Raw genomic sequence first — 15,121 nt, 5'->3', positions numbered from 1 at the left:
CTTGAGTGGATCGGACGGGCAGTGCGCCAGCCCTGCAGGGCTGGCGCACGATGGACATCCTACCTGGCGGCTTTCTTCGCCTTGCCGAAGAGCGTTTCCACTGCCTGCTGGGTCAGCGGGTGGTAGCCGGACTTGGCCTTGGCGTATACCTGTTCGGCGTAATCCAGGCCCTGCGGCGTTTTCACCAGCGCCTGGTAGAGCGGCAGGGTGAGGTAGAGCCGGCCGATGCGCGTCATGTGCTCGGCGGCGGCCGGCCAGACGGCCTTGTCGCCGGCAGCGATCGCGTGGCTGTACCAGCGCATGCCGATCTCGGCGTTCGGCGTGCCGGTGAGGTGCCAGGCAGCGTCGAGCTGCTGCATTCTGGCGAGCGGCGGTGCGTCCGGCAGGCGGTCGAGGAAGTACATCCATTCCTGGGTGTTCCAGCCTTTCGCATCGAGCTTGCCGGCGGCCAGCTGGCCGCCGAGGAAGGCGGTGCGCTCGTGGTCGATGGCGTCAAAGCGCGGCGAATCGGGCAGCGGTGCATCCTTCGGGATGCCTGCGCTGTAGACCCACGCCTTCACCTCGTCCCAGCTCATCTTGCCCGGGTACTTCTCGATCAGGTTCGGCTTCATGTAGTCGAGCATCTGCTCGGTGGTGATGCTCCGGAAAGCGAAGTGGTCGAAATAGCCCTTGAGATAGTTGTCGAACGTGGCGCGGCCGAAGCGCTGTTCCAGCGTGCGCAGGAACCACGAGCCCTTGTCGTAGGCGACGTCGGACAACGAATCGTCGGCGCCGATGCCGCGTGGATCCGGTGCCAGCTTCTGCGAATTGGCCGGCATCCCGCCAATCTCCTTCTGCAGCGAGCGGGCGGACAGCAGCGCCTCTTCGTCGGCCAGCGACTTGCCGTATAAGGCTTCGGTGATGCGGCCCTGCACGTAGGTGGTCACGCCTTCGTTGAGCCAGATGTCGCGCCACGATGCGGCGGTGACCAGGTTGCCCGACCACGAGTGCGCCAGCTCATGAGCGACCAGCGAGACCAGGCTCTTGTCGCCGACCAGCACGGTTGGCGTGGCGAACGTCATGTTCGGATTTTCCATGCCGCCGTACGGGAACGACGGCGGCAGCACCAGGATGTCGTAGCGGCCCCAGCGGTACGGACCGTACAGCTGCTCCGCCGTGGCGATCATCTTCTCGGTGTCCTCGAACTCGTGCGCAGCCTTGTCGACCACGGAGGGTTCCGCATAGACGGCCGAACGCGGGCCGGTTTCCTTCGCCGCGATGTCGCCGGCGCCGATAGCCAGCAGGTAGGACGGAATCGGATGCGGCTGGTCGAACGAAAAGTCGCCATTCAACGGATGCTTCGCGTCGTTGAGTGCACTCATCACCACGCGCACGTCTTTCGGCGCGCTGACGTGGGCGTCATAGGTGAAGCGGATCGCCGGTGAATCCTGCAGCGGCACCCACGAGCGCGCATGGATCGACTCGGACTGCGAGAACATGAAGGGCAGCTTCTTGTCAGCCGTTTGCGCCGGGGTCAGCCATTGCAGGCCGGAAGCATCCGGCGAGGTGGTGTAGACGATGCGCACCTGTGCCGGGTGATTCGGTGTGGCGATGGTCAGCTTGCTGCCGAGCTGCTTGTCGCACGGCGCCAGCGCGTATTTCAGCGGCGTGGTCTTGCCGTCGGCTGCAAGCGCCTCGATCTTCGCGATCTTCAGGTCGCGGGTGTCCAGCACCAGCGATGGTGCCTCCGGGTTCTTCCAGTCCAGCTTCAGGGTGGCCTGGCCGTCCAGCTGCCGGTGCGGGAAGTCCAGCTTGAGATCGAGATCCAGATGGGTCACGACCACCTGTTCGGGCTGGGCATAGGAGTGCGGGTCGGCGGCATGGGCGGCCAGCGGCAGCACGAACGCGCTGAGGGCAACGGTGGAAAGCAGGCGCATGGAAAACTCCGGCACAAAGGGGAAACCGAAAGCGCTGAGTATGCCATCGACGTGTCCGTGGCCGCCTGTGCTGAATATGTCCAGGCAATATCCCGATTCTCAGTTGCCGATCGAACGCGGCTGTAGCGTGAGTGTTTCCGGTCGTCTATAAGGGCTGCATGAACGTTTGGGCTTTAGGGTTGATGCCGCTGATGTGGCGAAGATCTAAGGAGATGTAGATGGATTTGTGGCGAAAACTGACGATTGATTGGCCATGTGCGCTGGGTGACTGGCTATGGTTGAACCTGGTCGTGGCGGTTGCGATTTTTCTTGGGCAGCTCACTTTCAGGCGCGTTGTCCTTTTCGCCGGATTGTTGATCCTCACGATTGCCTTTGCGCAAATTGCTTCGATTGATTTCGCTTTTGTGTTTGCGGGCGACATGATGTTTTACTTTGAAATCGCTTCGGCGGTTGTGATTGTCGCGACGCGAGGGCACGTGCGCCGGGCAATGAATGTTGCCGCACAAGTAGGTCACAACAGCTTGCAGCGTTTGGCGTCGACCTTGCTGAGGCGTGGCCGTCGTGAGCGTCGCAAGGCCAGTGCGGTGAAACGCACTGGCTGTAGTGGTGGTACTGGGCAATCCGATGATGAGCCAGCCGTATGGGGTTGCTCGTATGCCTTCGCCTAGGCAGGCCGAATCCAGTCAGGGTGCCTCGCAACTCATAGATGTGCCCACTTATTTCGCAAGGTCGGTACAGGCAAATTTAAGGTCAGCAGTAGCGATCGGCCAGCTTGTCAGTGGCCTGCACGAGTTGATCGACGATCGCCGGTTCCGACGCGGCATGTCCGGCCAGCACGATGTGGAAGTCGGCTTCCGGCCACGCGGCAGCGAGTTCACACGCACTCTTCGCCGGGCAGATGATGTCGTAGCGGCCGTGCACGATGGTGGCGGGGATGTGGCGGATCTTCGCCACGTCGCGCAGCAGCTGGCCGGGTTCGAGCCAGCCGTGATGGCGGAAATAGTGCGCCTCGATGCGCGCCAGGCTCAGTGCCACGTCGGGCGCGGCAAAGCTCGCCTCGGTTTCCGGACTTTCTTCCAGCGTGATGCCGCCGCCTTCCCACGCGCCCCAGGCCTGTGCCGCGGCGAGTCGTACCGCTTCGTCGTCCGAGTTGAGCCGGTGCCAGTAGGCTTCCACCATCTCGCCGCGTTCCTCCGGCGGGACCGCCGCGGCGTAACGTTGCCATTTCTCCGGCAGGATCCATGACGCGCCGCCTTCCTCGAAGTACCAGCCGATCTCTGCCGGCCGGGACAGAAAGATGCCGCGCAGCACCAGGCCGAGCACGCGCTCGGGGTGCGCCTGCGCATAGGCCAGTCCCAGCGTGGAACCCCACGATCCGCCGAACACCACCCAGCGTTCGATGCCGAGCTGCTCGCGGATCGCCTCGATGTCGGCGACCAGGTGCCAGGTGGTGTTGTCGGTGAGATCGGCAAATGGCGTGGAGCGCCCGGCACCACGCTGGTCGAACAGCACGATGCGGTAGCGCGTCGGGTCGAAGAAGCGTCGGTGATAGGCCGCCAGTCCCGCGCCGGGGCCGCCGTGCAGGAAGATCACCGGCAGGCCGGCGGGATTGCCGCATTCCTCCACGTACAGCGTGTGGAGCGAATCGACCGCGATGCGATGGGTCCGGTACGGCTCGATCTCGGGGTACATCTCGCGCATCGTGATGGTTCCGGTAAGGCGATGGAGCTGAGGAGACGCGATCAGCCAGCGTCGAATTGCAGCGCCGCGGTGAGATCGCCGGGCGGCGGTCCGCCGGCGGCGATCATCGCCTCGTCGCGCAGCTTGAGGCCGGGCAGCTGCCGCAGGCCGAAGCGGCGGGTGATGAAGCGCAGGATCGAGCCGGTATCGTAGATGGTGTGATCGACGAAGCCCTTCTTCGCGAACGGCGACACGATCAGCGCCGGGATGCGCGAGCCCGGTCCCCAGCGATCGCCCCTGGGCGGCGCCACGTGATCCCACCATCCGCCATTCTCGTCCACCGTGACTACCACCAGCATGTGTGGCCATTGCGGACTTTTCTGCAGCGCCTCGATCACCTGGGCGAGGTGGCGGTCGCCCGCCTCCACGCTGGAATAGCCGGCGTGCATGTTCAGGTCACCCTGCGGTTTGTAGAACGACACCGGCGGCAGCGTGCCGGCCTCGATCGCGGCGATGAAGTGATTGCTGTCGGCGCTCTCGCCGATGCCGGCATCGCGCAGGTGCTGCTGCCGCGCCGGCGTGCCGGGTGCGAACTGCCGGAAGTAGTTGAGCGGCTGGTGGTGGATCTGGAAATTCGGGACCTCCGGAAACACGTGGTGGTCGCCGTCGCCATGGCCGTCCAGCGCGAGCTGCCAGGCGCCGGCGTACCAGGCCCAGTCGATGCCGGCTTCCGACAGGGCATCACCGATGGTCCGGTGCACCTGCGGCGGCAGGGTGGTCGGGCTGTCGGGATCGGCCAGCAGCGGATTGTCCCTGGCGTGGGTATGGGCTGGCGCGTAGGCCGGACCCATCGTGTTCACCGCCCAGAAGTCCGGTGTCAGCGCGTCGGGCGAGGCGAATTTCGCGCGGCCCTGCATCGCGCTGAGCGGCGAGTTCTCTGTCAGTACCGGACGGATCCCGGTGGGATCGTCACCTTCTATCTGGGCGAGCTGGAATTTTCCGGGCCGCTGGTCCGCGTTCGGGTAGAACGGCGGCTGCGCGGCGACCAGGTACTGATGGTTGAGGAACGAGCCGCCGAAGGCGCCCATGAAGAAGTTGTCGCACAAGGTGTATTGCCGCGCGAGCTGCCACAGCCGCAGGTTGGCTGCACTGTCGGCGTAATGGCCCATCACCATCGCGCCGGTGTTGCCCCAGGCGACGAAGCCGTCGTTCCTGCCGCCGTTGATCTGCAGCTGGTTCTCGTAGAAGCGATGCACCAGGTCGCGGGTGATCACACCTTGCGGTAGCGATGCGCCCTCCGGCGTGCGCAGTGCAAACGGGCGGTTGGGCAGGCCGGTGATGGCGTGTTCGTCGATCTGGTAGTGCCTGCCATCGACGGTCTGCGCATGCGGCGCCAGGCCGCCCCAGATCGGTGGCAGGGTATCGAGCAGGCTGCCATCGCGGTCGCGCTGGCGATATTCGGGCGAGCCGAGATCCTTCAGCGGCTGCGCAAGTCCCGGGTAGTGCGCGAACAGGTTGTTGAAGCTGCGGTTCTCGGCGTACAGCACCACTACATGCCCGATGTGCCGGCGCAGCAGGGCGTCGAGTGCATCGGCCGAGGGTTCGCTGCTGCCGGACGCCGTCGCACGGCTGCCGTCGAGCCGGCAGCTACCCAGGGTCAGCGCCGCGCCGGCCAGCGCGATGCTGCCGAGCAGGCGTCGGCGTTCGGGATTGGCCGGTGCCTCGTCGGGCACCGGCGGTTGCGGGTCGGTGGGCTTGTGCGTCATCGAGCGAGTTGGTGGAGACTAGTCAGGATTGTGGCGCAGTCTCGTCGTAGAAGCGCGCCAGATCCGCCTTGACCTGCTTCAGTGCATCCACGTCGAAATAGATCATGTGCCCGGACGGGTAGAAGCCGAATTCGATGTTCTTGCTGATGGCCGGGTCGAGACCGAGATGGCCGAGGTCGAACTCGGTGGCATAGAACGGCGTGGCGAGATCGTAGTAGCCATTGGCCGAAAACACCTTCAGGTGCGGATTGCGACGCATCGCGGCGGCCAGGTCGGTGCCGACGTACGGTGCCTGGGTGAAGCCGTGACCTTCCTTGCGCTTCCAGTCCCAGCCGCGGTTGATCACGCCGTAGTTGTTGGGCAGGTAGGTGTGGTCGGTGGTGTATTTCAGTTCGGTGGCGGCGTACTGGTTGAACGCGGCCAGATAGGCGCCGGTGGCAGCGTCGCTGGCGGCATCGCCATCCGGCGTCTCGCCGGCGGCATCCGGGTCGATGCCTTCGAAACGGCCGTCCAGACGGCCGACCGTGCGGCGCTGGTCGCGCAGCAGCTCCTTGCGGAAGCGGCTGGGATCGATGCGCAGGTTCGCTTCCTTGATGTAGGTCGGCGACAGGCCGATGTACTGGCTCAACTGGTTGGCGATACGGTCGGCCTCGGCCGGTTCGAGCGCATCGCCCTTGGCCAGCGCCAGCGTGTAGTCGGTGCTGGCGAAATGGCGCACCCCGGCGAGGAAGCTGGCGAGGTCGGCAGGCTTGTTGGGCACCTTGTTGTGGTACCAGGCGATCGCCGCTTCGCTGGGCAGGTTGACGATGTAGGCGTGGTCGACACCGGTGCTGGACCACACGTTGAAATCGAGGATCGAGGACATCAGCACGACGCCGTTGAATTCCATGCCCTGTTCCTGCAACACCTTCACCAGCACGGCCGAGCGGGTGGTGCCGTAGCTCTCGCCGAACAGGTACTTCGGCGAGTTCCAGCGATGGTTGTCGCTGACGTAACGGGTGATGAACTTCGCGAACGCGTCGGCGTCCTGGTCCACGCCGTAGTAATCCTTGCCCTTGGCGGCACCAACCAGTTGCGAGTAGCCGGTGCCCGGCGCGTCGATGAAGACCAGGTCGGTCTTGTCGAGCAGGCTGTAGTCGTTCGGCACGGTTTCATACGGCGGCGGCGGAATCGGCTGGTCGCCGCGGTTGGCCACACGCACCGGACCGAACGAGCCCATGTGCAGCCACATGCTGGAGGAGCCGGGGCCGCCGTTGTACATGAAGGTCACCGGCCGCTTGCCCGGCTTGCCACCGTCGACCGTGTAGGCCACATAGAACATGCTGACAGCCGGCTTGTCCTTGTCGTCCTTGATCAGCAGGGTGCCGGCGGTGGCCTTGTAGCTGACCGTGCGGTTGCCGATGCGCACGCTGTGCTTGCTGACCACGCTGCGTTCGGGCGGAACCGGCAGCTCGTCCTTCTTGCCGTCCTTGTCGGCCTGCGCCGTCTTGGCGGCATCCTTCGGCGCGTCATCGTCGGCGTGGGCAGGGCTGCCGAAGATCAGCAGCAGCGCGAGGGCGAACGGAGAGAAACGGGATAGGCGCATGGTAGGTAGTTCCGTATCAGCGCTGCGGAGCGGCGTGGTCGTAGAAGGGGACGAGATCGGTCTTGAGCTGCTTCAGCGCGTCGGTGTTGAGATAGATCATGTGTCCCGAGGGGTAGTACAGGAATTGCAGGTTGCCGCGCAGCGACGGGTCGAGGTTCATGTGCGCCAGGTCGTATTCGGTGATGAAGAACGGCGTGGCAAAGTCGTAGTAGCCGTTGACCGACAGCACCTTGAGGTTGGGATTGGTGCGCATCGCATGGGCGAGATCGCCGGCCACATACGCCAGCGGCAATGGGCGTCGCATGTCGGCGGCTTTGTGCTTCCAGTCCCAGGTCTTGATGATCTCGCCGTAGGTGGGGCGGTAATCCAGATCGCTGTGGTAGTGCAGCTGCTGGTCCAGGTAATCGTGGAACGCGCTGACGAAGGCACCGCTGATGCCGGCGTCGGAGGCGTCGTAGTCCGGTGTCTCACCGGCCGCATCGGGGTCGGTGCCGGTGAAGCGGCTGTCGTAGCGGCCCAGGGTGAGGCGCTGGTCGCGCAGCAGTTCCTTGCGGAAGCGGCTGGGGTCGACGCGCAAGTTGGCCTCCTTGACGTACTGCACCGACAGGCCGGTATACGCGGCCATCTGGGTCGCGATCGCATCGACCTGGCTGGCCGGGAGGTTCTGTCCCTGCGCCAGCGCGGAGGCATACGGGCCTGCGGCCCAGGCGCGCACCTGGTCGAGGAAGGTTTTCAGGTCGGCCGGCTTGTTTGGAATCTTGTCGTGATACCACGCGGCCGCGGCGAAACTCGGCAGGTAGCCGACGTAGCTTTCGTCGTAACCGGGGATGCGGATGCCGTAGTTGAGGATCGACGACATCAGGATCACGCCATTGAACGCCATGCCCTTGTCCTGCAGCGCATCGACCAGTGCGGCGGAGCGGGTGGTGCCGTAGCTTTCGCCGTACAGGAACTTCGGCGAGTTCCAGCGCTGGTTGATGCTGACGTAGCGCTGGATCGCGCGGCTGAACGCGGAGATGTCCTGATCGACACCCCAGAAGTCCTTGCCGGTGGCCTTGCCGAGCGGGCGCGAATAGCCTGCGCCGACGGCGTCGATGAAGACCAGATCGGTCTTGTCGAGCAGGCTGTCGTTGTTCGGCACCAGGTGGTACGGCGGCGGCGCGGTTGCCTCCGGGCTGCCGGTCTCGATCCGCATCGGGCCGAACGAACCCATGTGCAGCCATACGCTGGAGGAGCCGGGGCCGCCGTTGTAGAGGAAGGTCACGGGGCGCTTCCCGGGCTTGCCGGTATCGACGGTGTACGCCACGTAGAACACGCTGGCCTGCGGTTCGTTCTTGTCGTCGCGGATGATCAGCGTGCCCGCCGTGGCGGTGTACTTGATCGTATGGCCACCGATACTGACGCTGTGCTGCGTACGGATGGCGCTTTCGGTATCGGCGGGCTTGGCGTCACCCTTGGCGTCACCGGCGCCATGGTGCTTGTCTGTGCTGGCCTTGGTTGCCGCAGGCGCCTCGTCGGCATGGCTGGGAGTCAACGGCACAAGCGCAAGCGCGCCGGCCAGCAGCAGGGAAATCAGGTGGCGCATGGGAACCCCATCTCAACGAACCAGTGACGGAGTATGCGTGCCTGACTACGACGGCGACCGTGACAAAAGTACTGGGTGGTTGGCCGGACGTCCAAATTCGCAGGCGTACGTGGCACCTGAGGATGGCATCACATGCTCGACATCGCGTGCGCGGCATTCCACATCGCGTGCGTCAGCGGGCGGTTCTCGTGCGGCGTCTGCAGCACGATCAGGGTAGTGGTGCTGGTACTGGCACCGGTTTTCAGCAGGCGGTCGAGCACCGATTCGAGGTGGTTGATCGACATCGCCACCACATGTAGCAGGGCGGAGTCTTCGCCGGCCAGGCGCCGACACTCGAGTACCTCGGGGATGTCGGCCACCAGGCTGCCGATGCGCGCGCAGGTGATGCCATCACAGCGCAGTCGGATCATCGCGCTGATCCCGTAACCCAGCCGTTTCGGATTGACTGTGGCGCGATAGCCGCTGATCACGCCGGCTTCCTCCAGCTGTTTCACCCGCTCGGCCACCGCCGGCGCGGACAGCCGTACCTTGCGACCCAGCTCGGCATAGCCCAGGCGGGCGTCCAGCTGCAGCGCCTCCAGCAATTGCCAGTCCTTGCTGTCCAGTTCCGGCTTTGTGTCCATGACTTTCGATTCCAAGGCAGGGTTGCTTGCTGGTTGATTCGTTCGACGGCGAAACATCGGGAAAGCGATTCGATGCATTATTCCTCGGCGCCATCGCCAAGACTAGGATGCGCACTTCCCCACACCGGAATTCGCCTGCATGGACACCTCGGAGCGCCTTGACGGGCGTGCACTTTTTTACATCGGCATCGCGTTGCTGACCTGGTCGTCGGCCTATGCCGCGATTGCCTATGCGCTGGCCTCGTTCACGCCGGGCGAAGTGGCGCTCGCGCGGCTGGCGATCGGTTCGCTGTGTTTCGCGGCGCTGCTGGTGGTGAAGCGGGTGCCACTGCCGGCACGGCGCGACTGGCCGCAGCTGGCCCTGCTCGGCGTGATCGGGCTGACCGTCTACCACCTGTGCCTCAACTACGCGGAAACGCGCATCGCCAGCGGCACCGCGGCGATCCTGATCTCGCTGGTGCCCGCGGCCACCGCGGCGGTCTCGGCGGTCTGGCTGCGCGAACGCCTGCCGCCGCGTACGCTGGCCGGTCTCGGCGTGGCCTTTGTCGGTGTGGTACTGGTGGTGCTGGCCAGCGGCAAGGACGTGAAGTTCGAGCCGATGGCCGCGCTGGTGCTGGTCAGCGTGCTCGCGTGCGCGATCTATTTTGTGGGCCAGAAGCCGTTGTTCGCGCGCAACAGCATGATCGGCGTCACCGCGTTCACGTTCTTCGCCGGCACGCTCGGCGCGCTGCCGTTCGGCACTGGTTTGCCGCATGCGCTGACGAGCGCGCCGTGGTCGCATATCGCCGCGTTGCTGTGGCTGGGCATCGCGCCCACCTTCGTCGGTTACCTGGCGTGGAACGCGGCACTGCGTCGTGCCCCTGTTTCGCAGGTGTCCAGCTTCATCTATTTCTCGCCGCCGATCGCGGTGCTGATCGGCTGGGTATGGCTGGGCGAGCGTCCCGGTGTGCTGACCCTCGTTGGCGGCGTGGTCACCGTGGCCGGTGTGGTGCTCGCGAATGCGCGCAGGCGTTCTGCAACGGTGGTACCGTCGGTGGGGGCCGCCGAGGTGCGCAAGCCTGGTTGAATCCCTGAGCGATACAGCAGAGGACCGCGGATGTACGAGCTTCATATCGCCAACAAGAACTATTCGTCGTGGTCGTTGCGGTCATGGGTGCTGCTGAGCGAACTAGGCATTCCGTTTCACGAGCGGCTGGTGCAATTCGCGCCCGGTACGGGATCGAGCTGGAGCGCCTTCCGCGCATTCTCGCCGAATGGCAAGGTGCCATGCCTGCATGATGGCGATACGGTGGTATGGGATTCATTGGCGATCGCCGAATACCTGGCCGAACGGCATCCGGGCGTGTGGCCGGCCGATCCCCAGGCGCGCGCCTGGGCGCGCTGCGCCGTCGCCGAGATGCACTCGGGCTTTGATGGCCTGCGCACGCATTGCGCGATGAACTGCGGCCTGCGCATGCGGCTGCCGGATGATTGGCCGACGGCGCTGCGCGCCGATATCGCGCGTGTCAACGAGTTATGGGGCGAAGGGCTCACTCGCTTCGGCGGACAGTTTCTGGCGGGCCGTGCATTCGGCGCCGTCGATGCCTTCTTCGCGCCGGTGGCTTTTCGCATCCAGACCTACCATCTGGTGATGGACGATGCGGCCGCCGCTTACGCGCAGCGCCTGCGCGAGCTGCCGGCTATGCGTCGCTGGTACGCGGATGCGTTGCAGGAGACCTGGCGCGACCCGGAGCACGAGGACGAGGTGAGGAAGTCCGGCGGCACGGTGCTGCAGGATCTACGCGCACCGGCAGGCTGATACGCTCGTCGTGTCAGGGCTGTGGCGGCAATGCAGCGACCTTGATGGATCGCTGCACCTGTCGGCGCCCCAGTGAGACCAGCAGCAATGCCACCACGACGAACACCAGCAGCACCGCGCACGCATTGATCAGCACGTGCAGGTAACCGAGCGTGGTGACGTCGAGAAATGGATACGGATACCAGCCGTTCACCGCGCCGCGTATCAGCACATAGGCGAAATACACGGCCGGGTACGCCTGCCAGACGATGACCTGCGACCAGCGCAACGTTGCCTTTGGAATCGCCAGCCACCAGTGCAGCAGGAACAACGCCGGCATCACGACGTGCAAGGTGTTGTCGGCAACGATCTGCCAGCCGTGCGGGTGCCACAGCTGGCGCAGCAACAGGTTGTAGATCGCCGCGACGATGACGATGCTCATCGCGATCGCGGTATGCACATCGGCGCGCCCGAAGAAGCGGGTGACTGCCCCGTGCAATCCGCGCGCAGCTGCCGTCAGCGCCATTGCCGCCAGTACATTGGTCAGGATGGTGAAGTAGCCGAGATAAAGCCACACGCCGGTCAGCGCGCCTTGCCCGCTGGCGCTGGTCAGCTGGATCGACAGCAGCAATTGCAGCGCGAGTGCCAGCCAGCCGATGGCGGCGGCAGTGGCGGCAAGCAGGCGGTAGCGGTTCGGCATGGACTTCGACTCGGTCGATTTTGATGAGGTCGGTGCGCGAACCGGTTGTGTCAGAGCTTGTACGCCCGGTGGATCGCCACGATGCCGTTGCTGAGGTTGCGCACTTCGACGCGGCCGAAGCCGGCACGCTCCATCATGCCCTTGAGCGTTTCCTGATCCGGATGCTTGCGAATCGACTCGGCCAGGTACTGGTAACTGTCGGCGTCGCCGGCGAACAGCTGGCCGAGCTTCGGCAATACCTTGAACGAGTGGAAATCGTAGAGCTTGCCGAACAGTTCGCTCTGTACCTTCGAGAATTCCAGCACCAGCAGGCGGCCGCCGGGCTTGAGCACGCGGCAGATGTCGGCCAGCGCCTTGTCCTTGTCGGTGACGTTGCGCAGGCCGAACGCCATCGTCACCGCATCGAACGAGTTGTCCGGAAACGGCAATACTTCGGCATTGAGTTGCGCCCAGCGCAGCCCGGAGACCAGGCCGCGGTCGGTCATGCGGTCGCGGCCGACGCCGAGCATCGCCGCGTTGATGTCGCCGACCACGACTTCGCCCTCGTCGCCGACGACGGGTTTCAGCAGGGCGGCGATGTCGCCGGTGCCGCCGGCCAGGTCCAGCACGCGATCGCCGCGGCGTACGCCGCTGACGGCCACGAAGTGGCGCTTCCACAGCCGATGGACGCCAAACGACATCAGGTCGTTCATCAGGTCGTAACTGCGTGCGACTGAGGTGAATACCTGGCCGACCAGCTTCTGCTTGTCGCCGACCGGCACATCGCGGAAGCCGAAATGGGTGGTTTTGGGCTGTTCGTTCATGGGCGTAATGCTACAGGATCGGGCCGGTTTCCTCTGTAAACCGACCTTCTCCAGTGGCGTGTTGCCCCAACCTGCAACGGGAGCCGTCGATGCATGGGTTACTCGACTACCGGTTTGCCCGCTTCCTTGTAGATCACGCCGTCTTTCATCACGAAGCTGACATGCTGCATGGTGGTGATGTCATCGAGCGGATTGCCCGGCACCGCGATCACATCGGCGCCGCGGCCAACCGCGATCCGACCCAACTGGTCCTGCTTGTGCAGCAGTTCGGCGGCATGCATGGTGGCGGCCTGCAGCACGAACATCGGTGGCATGCCGGCCTGCACCATGTACTCGAACTCCTTCGCGTTCTCGCCGTGCGGATAGACGCCGGCATCGGTGCCGAACGCGATCTTGACACCGGCCTTGTAGGCCTTGCCGGCGGTAGCCTGGATGATCGGCCCGACCTGTTCCGCCTTGGCGGTGACCTGCGGCGGATACCAGCCTTCCTTTGCTTTTTCCTCGGCGAACTTGCCGGCGATGATGGTCGGCACATACCAGGTGCCGTGTTCCTTCATCAGCTTCATGTCGGCGTCGTCCATGAAGGTGCCGTGCTCGATCGAATCCACCCCGCCGATGATGGCGCGGCGGATCGCCTCGGCGCCATGCGCGTGCGCTGCCACGGTGAAGCCATAGTCGTGCGCCGCGGCGACGACGGCCTGGATCTCCGGGATCGTCATCTGCGCATTGTCGGCGCTGCTGCTTTCATCGAGCACGCCGCCGGAGGGCATGATCTTGATCAGGTCGGCGCCGTCCTTGTAGTGCTGACGCACCGCCTTCCAGGCATCTTCGGGCGAATTGATGATGCCGTCCTTCGGGCCGGGATCGCCGGCCAGATCCATGCGGAAACCGTTGGTAGGATCGGCGTGGCCGCCGGTGGTGCCGATGAACTGGCCGGCGCTGAAGATGTGCGGTCCGGGCACGGTGCCGGCATTGATCGCATTGCGCAGCGCGATGGATTCGTTGTGCTCGTCGCCGAGATTGCGCACCGTGGTGAAGCCGGCCATCAGCGTGCGTTTGGCGTAGACCGTGCTCAGGATCGCATAGTCGGCGGGATTGAGGCGGAACTTGTCGCTGTAGGTGGAGCGGCTGAACTGCATGGTCAGATGGACGTGGCTGTCGATCAGGCCGGGCAGGCAGGTCGAGTCGGGCAGGTTGATGTACTGAAACGAGCCACCGGCCGCGACGGCATCTTTCCGATACGGCTCGATGTCCACCGCGCCGGCATGCAGCTCCTTGATGCGACCGTTGTCGACGATCACGCTCGTCTCGCCAAGCATCCTGCCGGCGGCAGTGTCGAGCAGGCGCGCGCAGTGCAGCACGCTCACGTCGCGATGGATCGTAGCGTCGGTGGCCATCGCAGTGGCTGGTAGCGACAGGGCGATGGCAGCAAAGACGAGTGCACGGCGCATGGTCATGGATGGTCTTTCCGTAGGATAGGCAACCATCTTAAGCATGCTTGGCGATCTGCGTCACCCCGACATTCAGGACGGCGATCCGTCCATTGGCAGTCGCATTGCATCTTGCGCGGTGGGTATATCGCCGTGCTCGATTCGTTCTTGCTGCGGCCAGAAGTGACCCTGAGGATGAAGAGTGCCTCGGGTTTGTCGGGAACGTTTTTTGGCCGATATATTTATTGCGCGAGCAACGCTGCTTGATGCGGAGCGGTAGTGCAATCAGAACCTGTTTTCATTTTCGCGCTGGGCAGGCAGCAGGCAGTATCTGCTTATGTCTTTGGGTTGGCATTCCGGGTGTATCGAAAAATAATGCGGAATTCACTGTAATTCGCATTTATTTGCGACTTAGTTATGGCCTCGTCGCGGATATTGCCGGATCATGTAACCGTGTAGCATATTGGATCAAACAGGGGCCTCGATTGGCGCATTAAATTTGCGCTGTATCGCAGGAAACAGGGCGGTATACGTAAGCACTGCACGAGCACGAGAGTGCGGGACTTACGGCATGAGTTCACCCAGTTTTGACCTCGCTGGTTTGCCCTCCAGGTGAACCAGTCGGGTCGATTGCGCGGTGTGACGGGCGATGAGTACCTAGGGAAACGAATTAGATCGGATAAACGGGCCACTTCCGTCTGTTTATTTCATTCCGGGATTTCGAAGGATCGACTGCTGATGCTTCAGCCTCGCACTACTCATGCCAGCGCCGGGATACACGTCGTCGGGCAAGAAAGTCGACTTCAGTCTTGCGGGGGCACTTCCTGGCAACTGTCTTGCGCTGAAACCGCTGCGTCAATTCCGTCCACTAACTGCAAAGTGCATATCACCAACAGCGAACAGCAATCGGGCGCTGAGGAGTGCGCGTATCCCGATTTCGCCTGTTGTCGATACCGCACAAAGCCTGCACGTCTTGCGACGTTCTGCATCCACACATTCAAAGCATGGAGCTGTATCGATGAGCTTGCTTGACCGTCACAATACAGTCGCTTTCGCAGTGGCAATTGCGTTGGCAAGTACATTGACAGCTTGCGGAGGCGGAGGCGGAGGCGGCAGCAATGTCCGGCCGACTCCCGCCGCACCTGCACCACCGCCTGCACCACCGCCTGCACCACCGCCTGCACCACCGCCCGCACCACCGCCTGCACCACCGCCCGCACCACCGCCCGCACCACCGCCCGCGCAGCCGCCGTCTT

At 64.0% G+C, this 15,121-nt stretch carries 12 protein-coding genes; 3 read left to right on the top strand and 9 right to left on the bottom strand.

What is annotated here, in order from left to right; translation table 11 throughout:
• Positions 1–59 precede the first annotated feature (59 nt).
• The gene (locus ACYVKM_RS03300; RefSeq protein ID WP_460875735.1) at positions 60–1,916 is read right to left on the bottom strand and encodes a M1 family metallopeptidase; all 1,857 of its coding nucleotides are present in this window, start codon (positions 1,914–1,916) and stop codon (positions 60–62) included.
• A 218-nt stretch (positions 1,917–2,134) separates the two neighbouring features.
• On the opposite strand from ACYVKM_RS03300, the gene ACYVKM_RS03295 reads away from it, so the two are divergent.
• Positions 2,135–2,584, top strand: coding sequence for a hypothetical protein (locus tag ACYVKM_RS03295; RefSeq protein ID WP_460875733.1), 450 nt, complete (start codon positions 2,135–2,137; stop codon positions 2,582–2,584).
• Positions 2,585–2,666: 82 nt separating this feature from the next.
• Here the strand turns inward: ACYVKM_RS03295 and pip are convergent, their stop codons facing one another.
• The 5 genes from pip to ACYVKM_RS03270 form a co-directional block, all read right to left on the bottom strand.
• Positions 2,667–3,617 (bottom strand): prolyl aminopeptidase, encoded by a 951-nt coding sequence (gene pip / locus ACYVKM_RS03290; RefSeq protein WP_460875731.1) that lies wholly within the window; start codon positions 3,615–3,617, stop codon positions 2,667–2,669.
• 41 nt (positions 3,618–3,658) lie between these two features.
• Positions 3,659–5,362, bottom strand: coding sequence for an acid phosphatase (acpA, locus tag ACYVKM_RS03285; RefSeq protein ID WP_460875729.1), 1,704 nt, complete (start codon positions 5,360–5,362; stop codon positions 3,659–3,661).
• A gap of 22 nt (positions 5,363–5,384) precedes the next feature.
• Complete coding sequence (locus ACYVKM_RS03280; RefSeq protein ID WP_460875727.1) at positions 5,385–6,947, bottom strand: S10 family peptidase; 1,563 nt, start codon at positions 6,945–6,947, stop codon at positions 5,385–5,387.
• 16 nt (positions 6,948–6,963) lie between these two features.
• A complete protein-coding gene (locus ACYVKM_RS03275) occupies positions 6,964–8,532 on the bottom strand; it encodes a S10 family peptidase (protein WP_460875725.1) in 1,569 nt (522 codons plus the stop codon).
• Between the two features lie 128 nt (positions 8,533–8,660).
• The gene (locus ACYVKM_RS03270) at positions 8,661–9,155 is read right to left on the bottom strand and encodes an Lrp/AsnC family transcriptional regulator (RefSeq protein ID WP_460875723.1); all 495 of its coding nucleotides are present in this window, start codon (positions 9,153–9,155) and stop codon (positions 8,661–8,663) included.
• Positions 9,156–9,294: 139 nt separating this feature from the next.
• Here ACYVKM_RS03270 and ACYVKM_RS03265 point away from each other — a divergent pair, with 139 nt between their 5' ends.
• Together ACYVKM_RS03265 and ACYVKM_RS03260 are read left to right on the top strand one after the other, a co-directional pair.
• Positions 9,295–10,221: a DMT family transporter gene (locus tag ACYVKM_RS03265; protein WP_460875721.1), complete on the top strand. Its 927-nt coding sequence runs from the start codon at positions 9,295–9,297 to the stop codon at positions 10,219–10,221.
• Positions 10,222–10,251: 30 nt separating this feature from the next.
• Positions 10,252–10,953 carry a glutathione S-transferase family protein gene (locus tag ACYVKM_RS03260; RefSeq protein WP_460875719.1) on the top strand — a complete coding sequence of 234 codons (702 nt, stop codon included), beginning with the start codon at positions 10,252–10,254 and terminating at the stop codon, positions 10,951–10,953.
• A 13-nt stretch (positions 10,954–10,966) separates the two neighbouring features.
• Here the strand turns inward: ACYVKM_RS03260 and ACYVKM_RS03255 are convergent, their stop codons facing one another.
• From ACYVKM_RS03255 to ACYVKM_RS03245, 3 genes are all read right to left on the bottom strand, one after another.
• Complete coding sequence (locus ACYVKM_RS03255) at positions 10,967–11,632, bottom strand: Pr6Pr family membrane protein (protein ID WP_460875718.1); 666 nt, start codon at positions 11,630–11,632, stop codon at positions 10,967–10,969.
• 50 nt (positions 11,633–11,682) lie between these two features.
• The gene (ubiE, locus tag ACYVKM_RS03250) at positions 11,683–12,435 is read right to left on the bottom strand and encodes a bifunctional demethylmenaquinone methyltransferase/2-methoxy-6-polyprenyl-1,4-benzoquinol methylase UbiE (RefSeq protein WP_460875716.1); all 753 of its coding nucleotides are present in this window, start codon (positions 12,433–12,435) and stop codon (positions 11,683–11,685) included.
• Positions 12,436–12,533: 98 nt separating this feature from the next.
• Positions 12,534–13,892, bottom strand: a complete 1,359-nt coding sequence (locus ACYVKM_RS03245; protein WP_460875714.1) for a metal-dependent hydrolase family protein — start codon at positions 13,890–13,892, stop codon at positions 12,534–12,536.
• Between the last annotated feature and the right edge of the window lie 1,229 nt (positions 13,893–15,121).

This window comes from Rhodanobacter koreensis (genome assembly GCF_054782855.1).
This window is presented reverse-complemented; position numbering and strand designations above follow the sequence as displayed.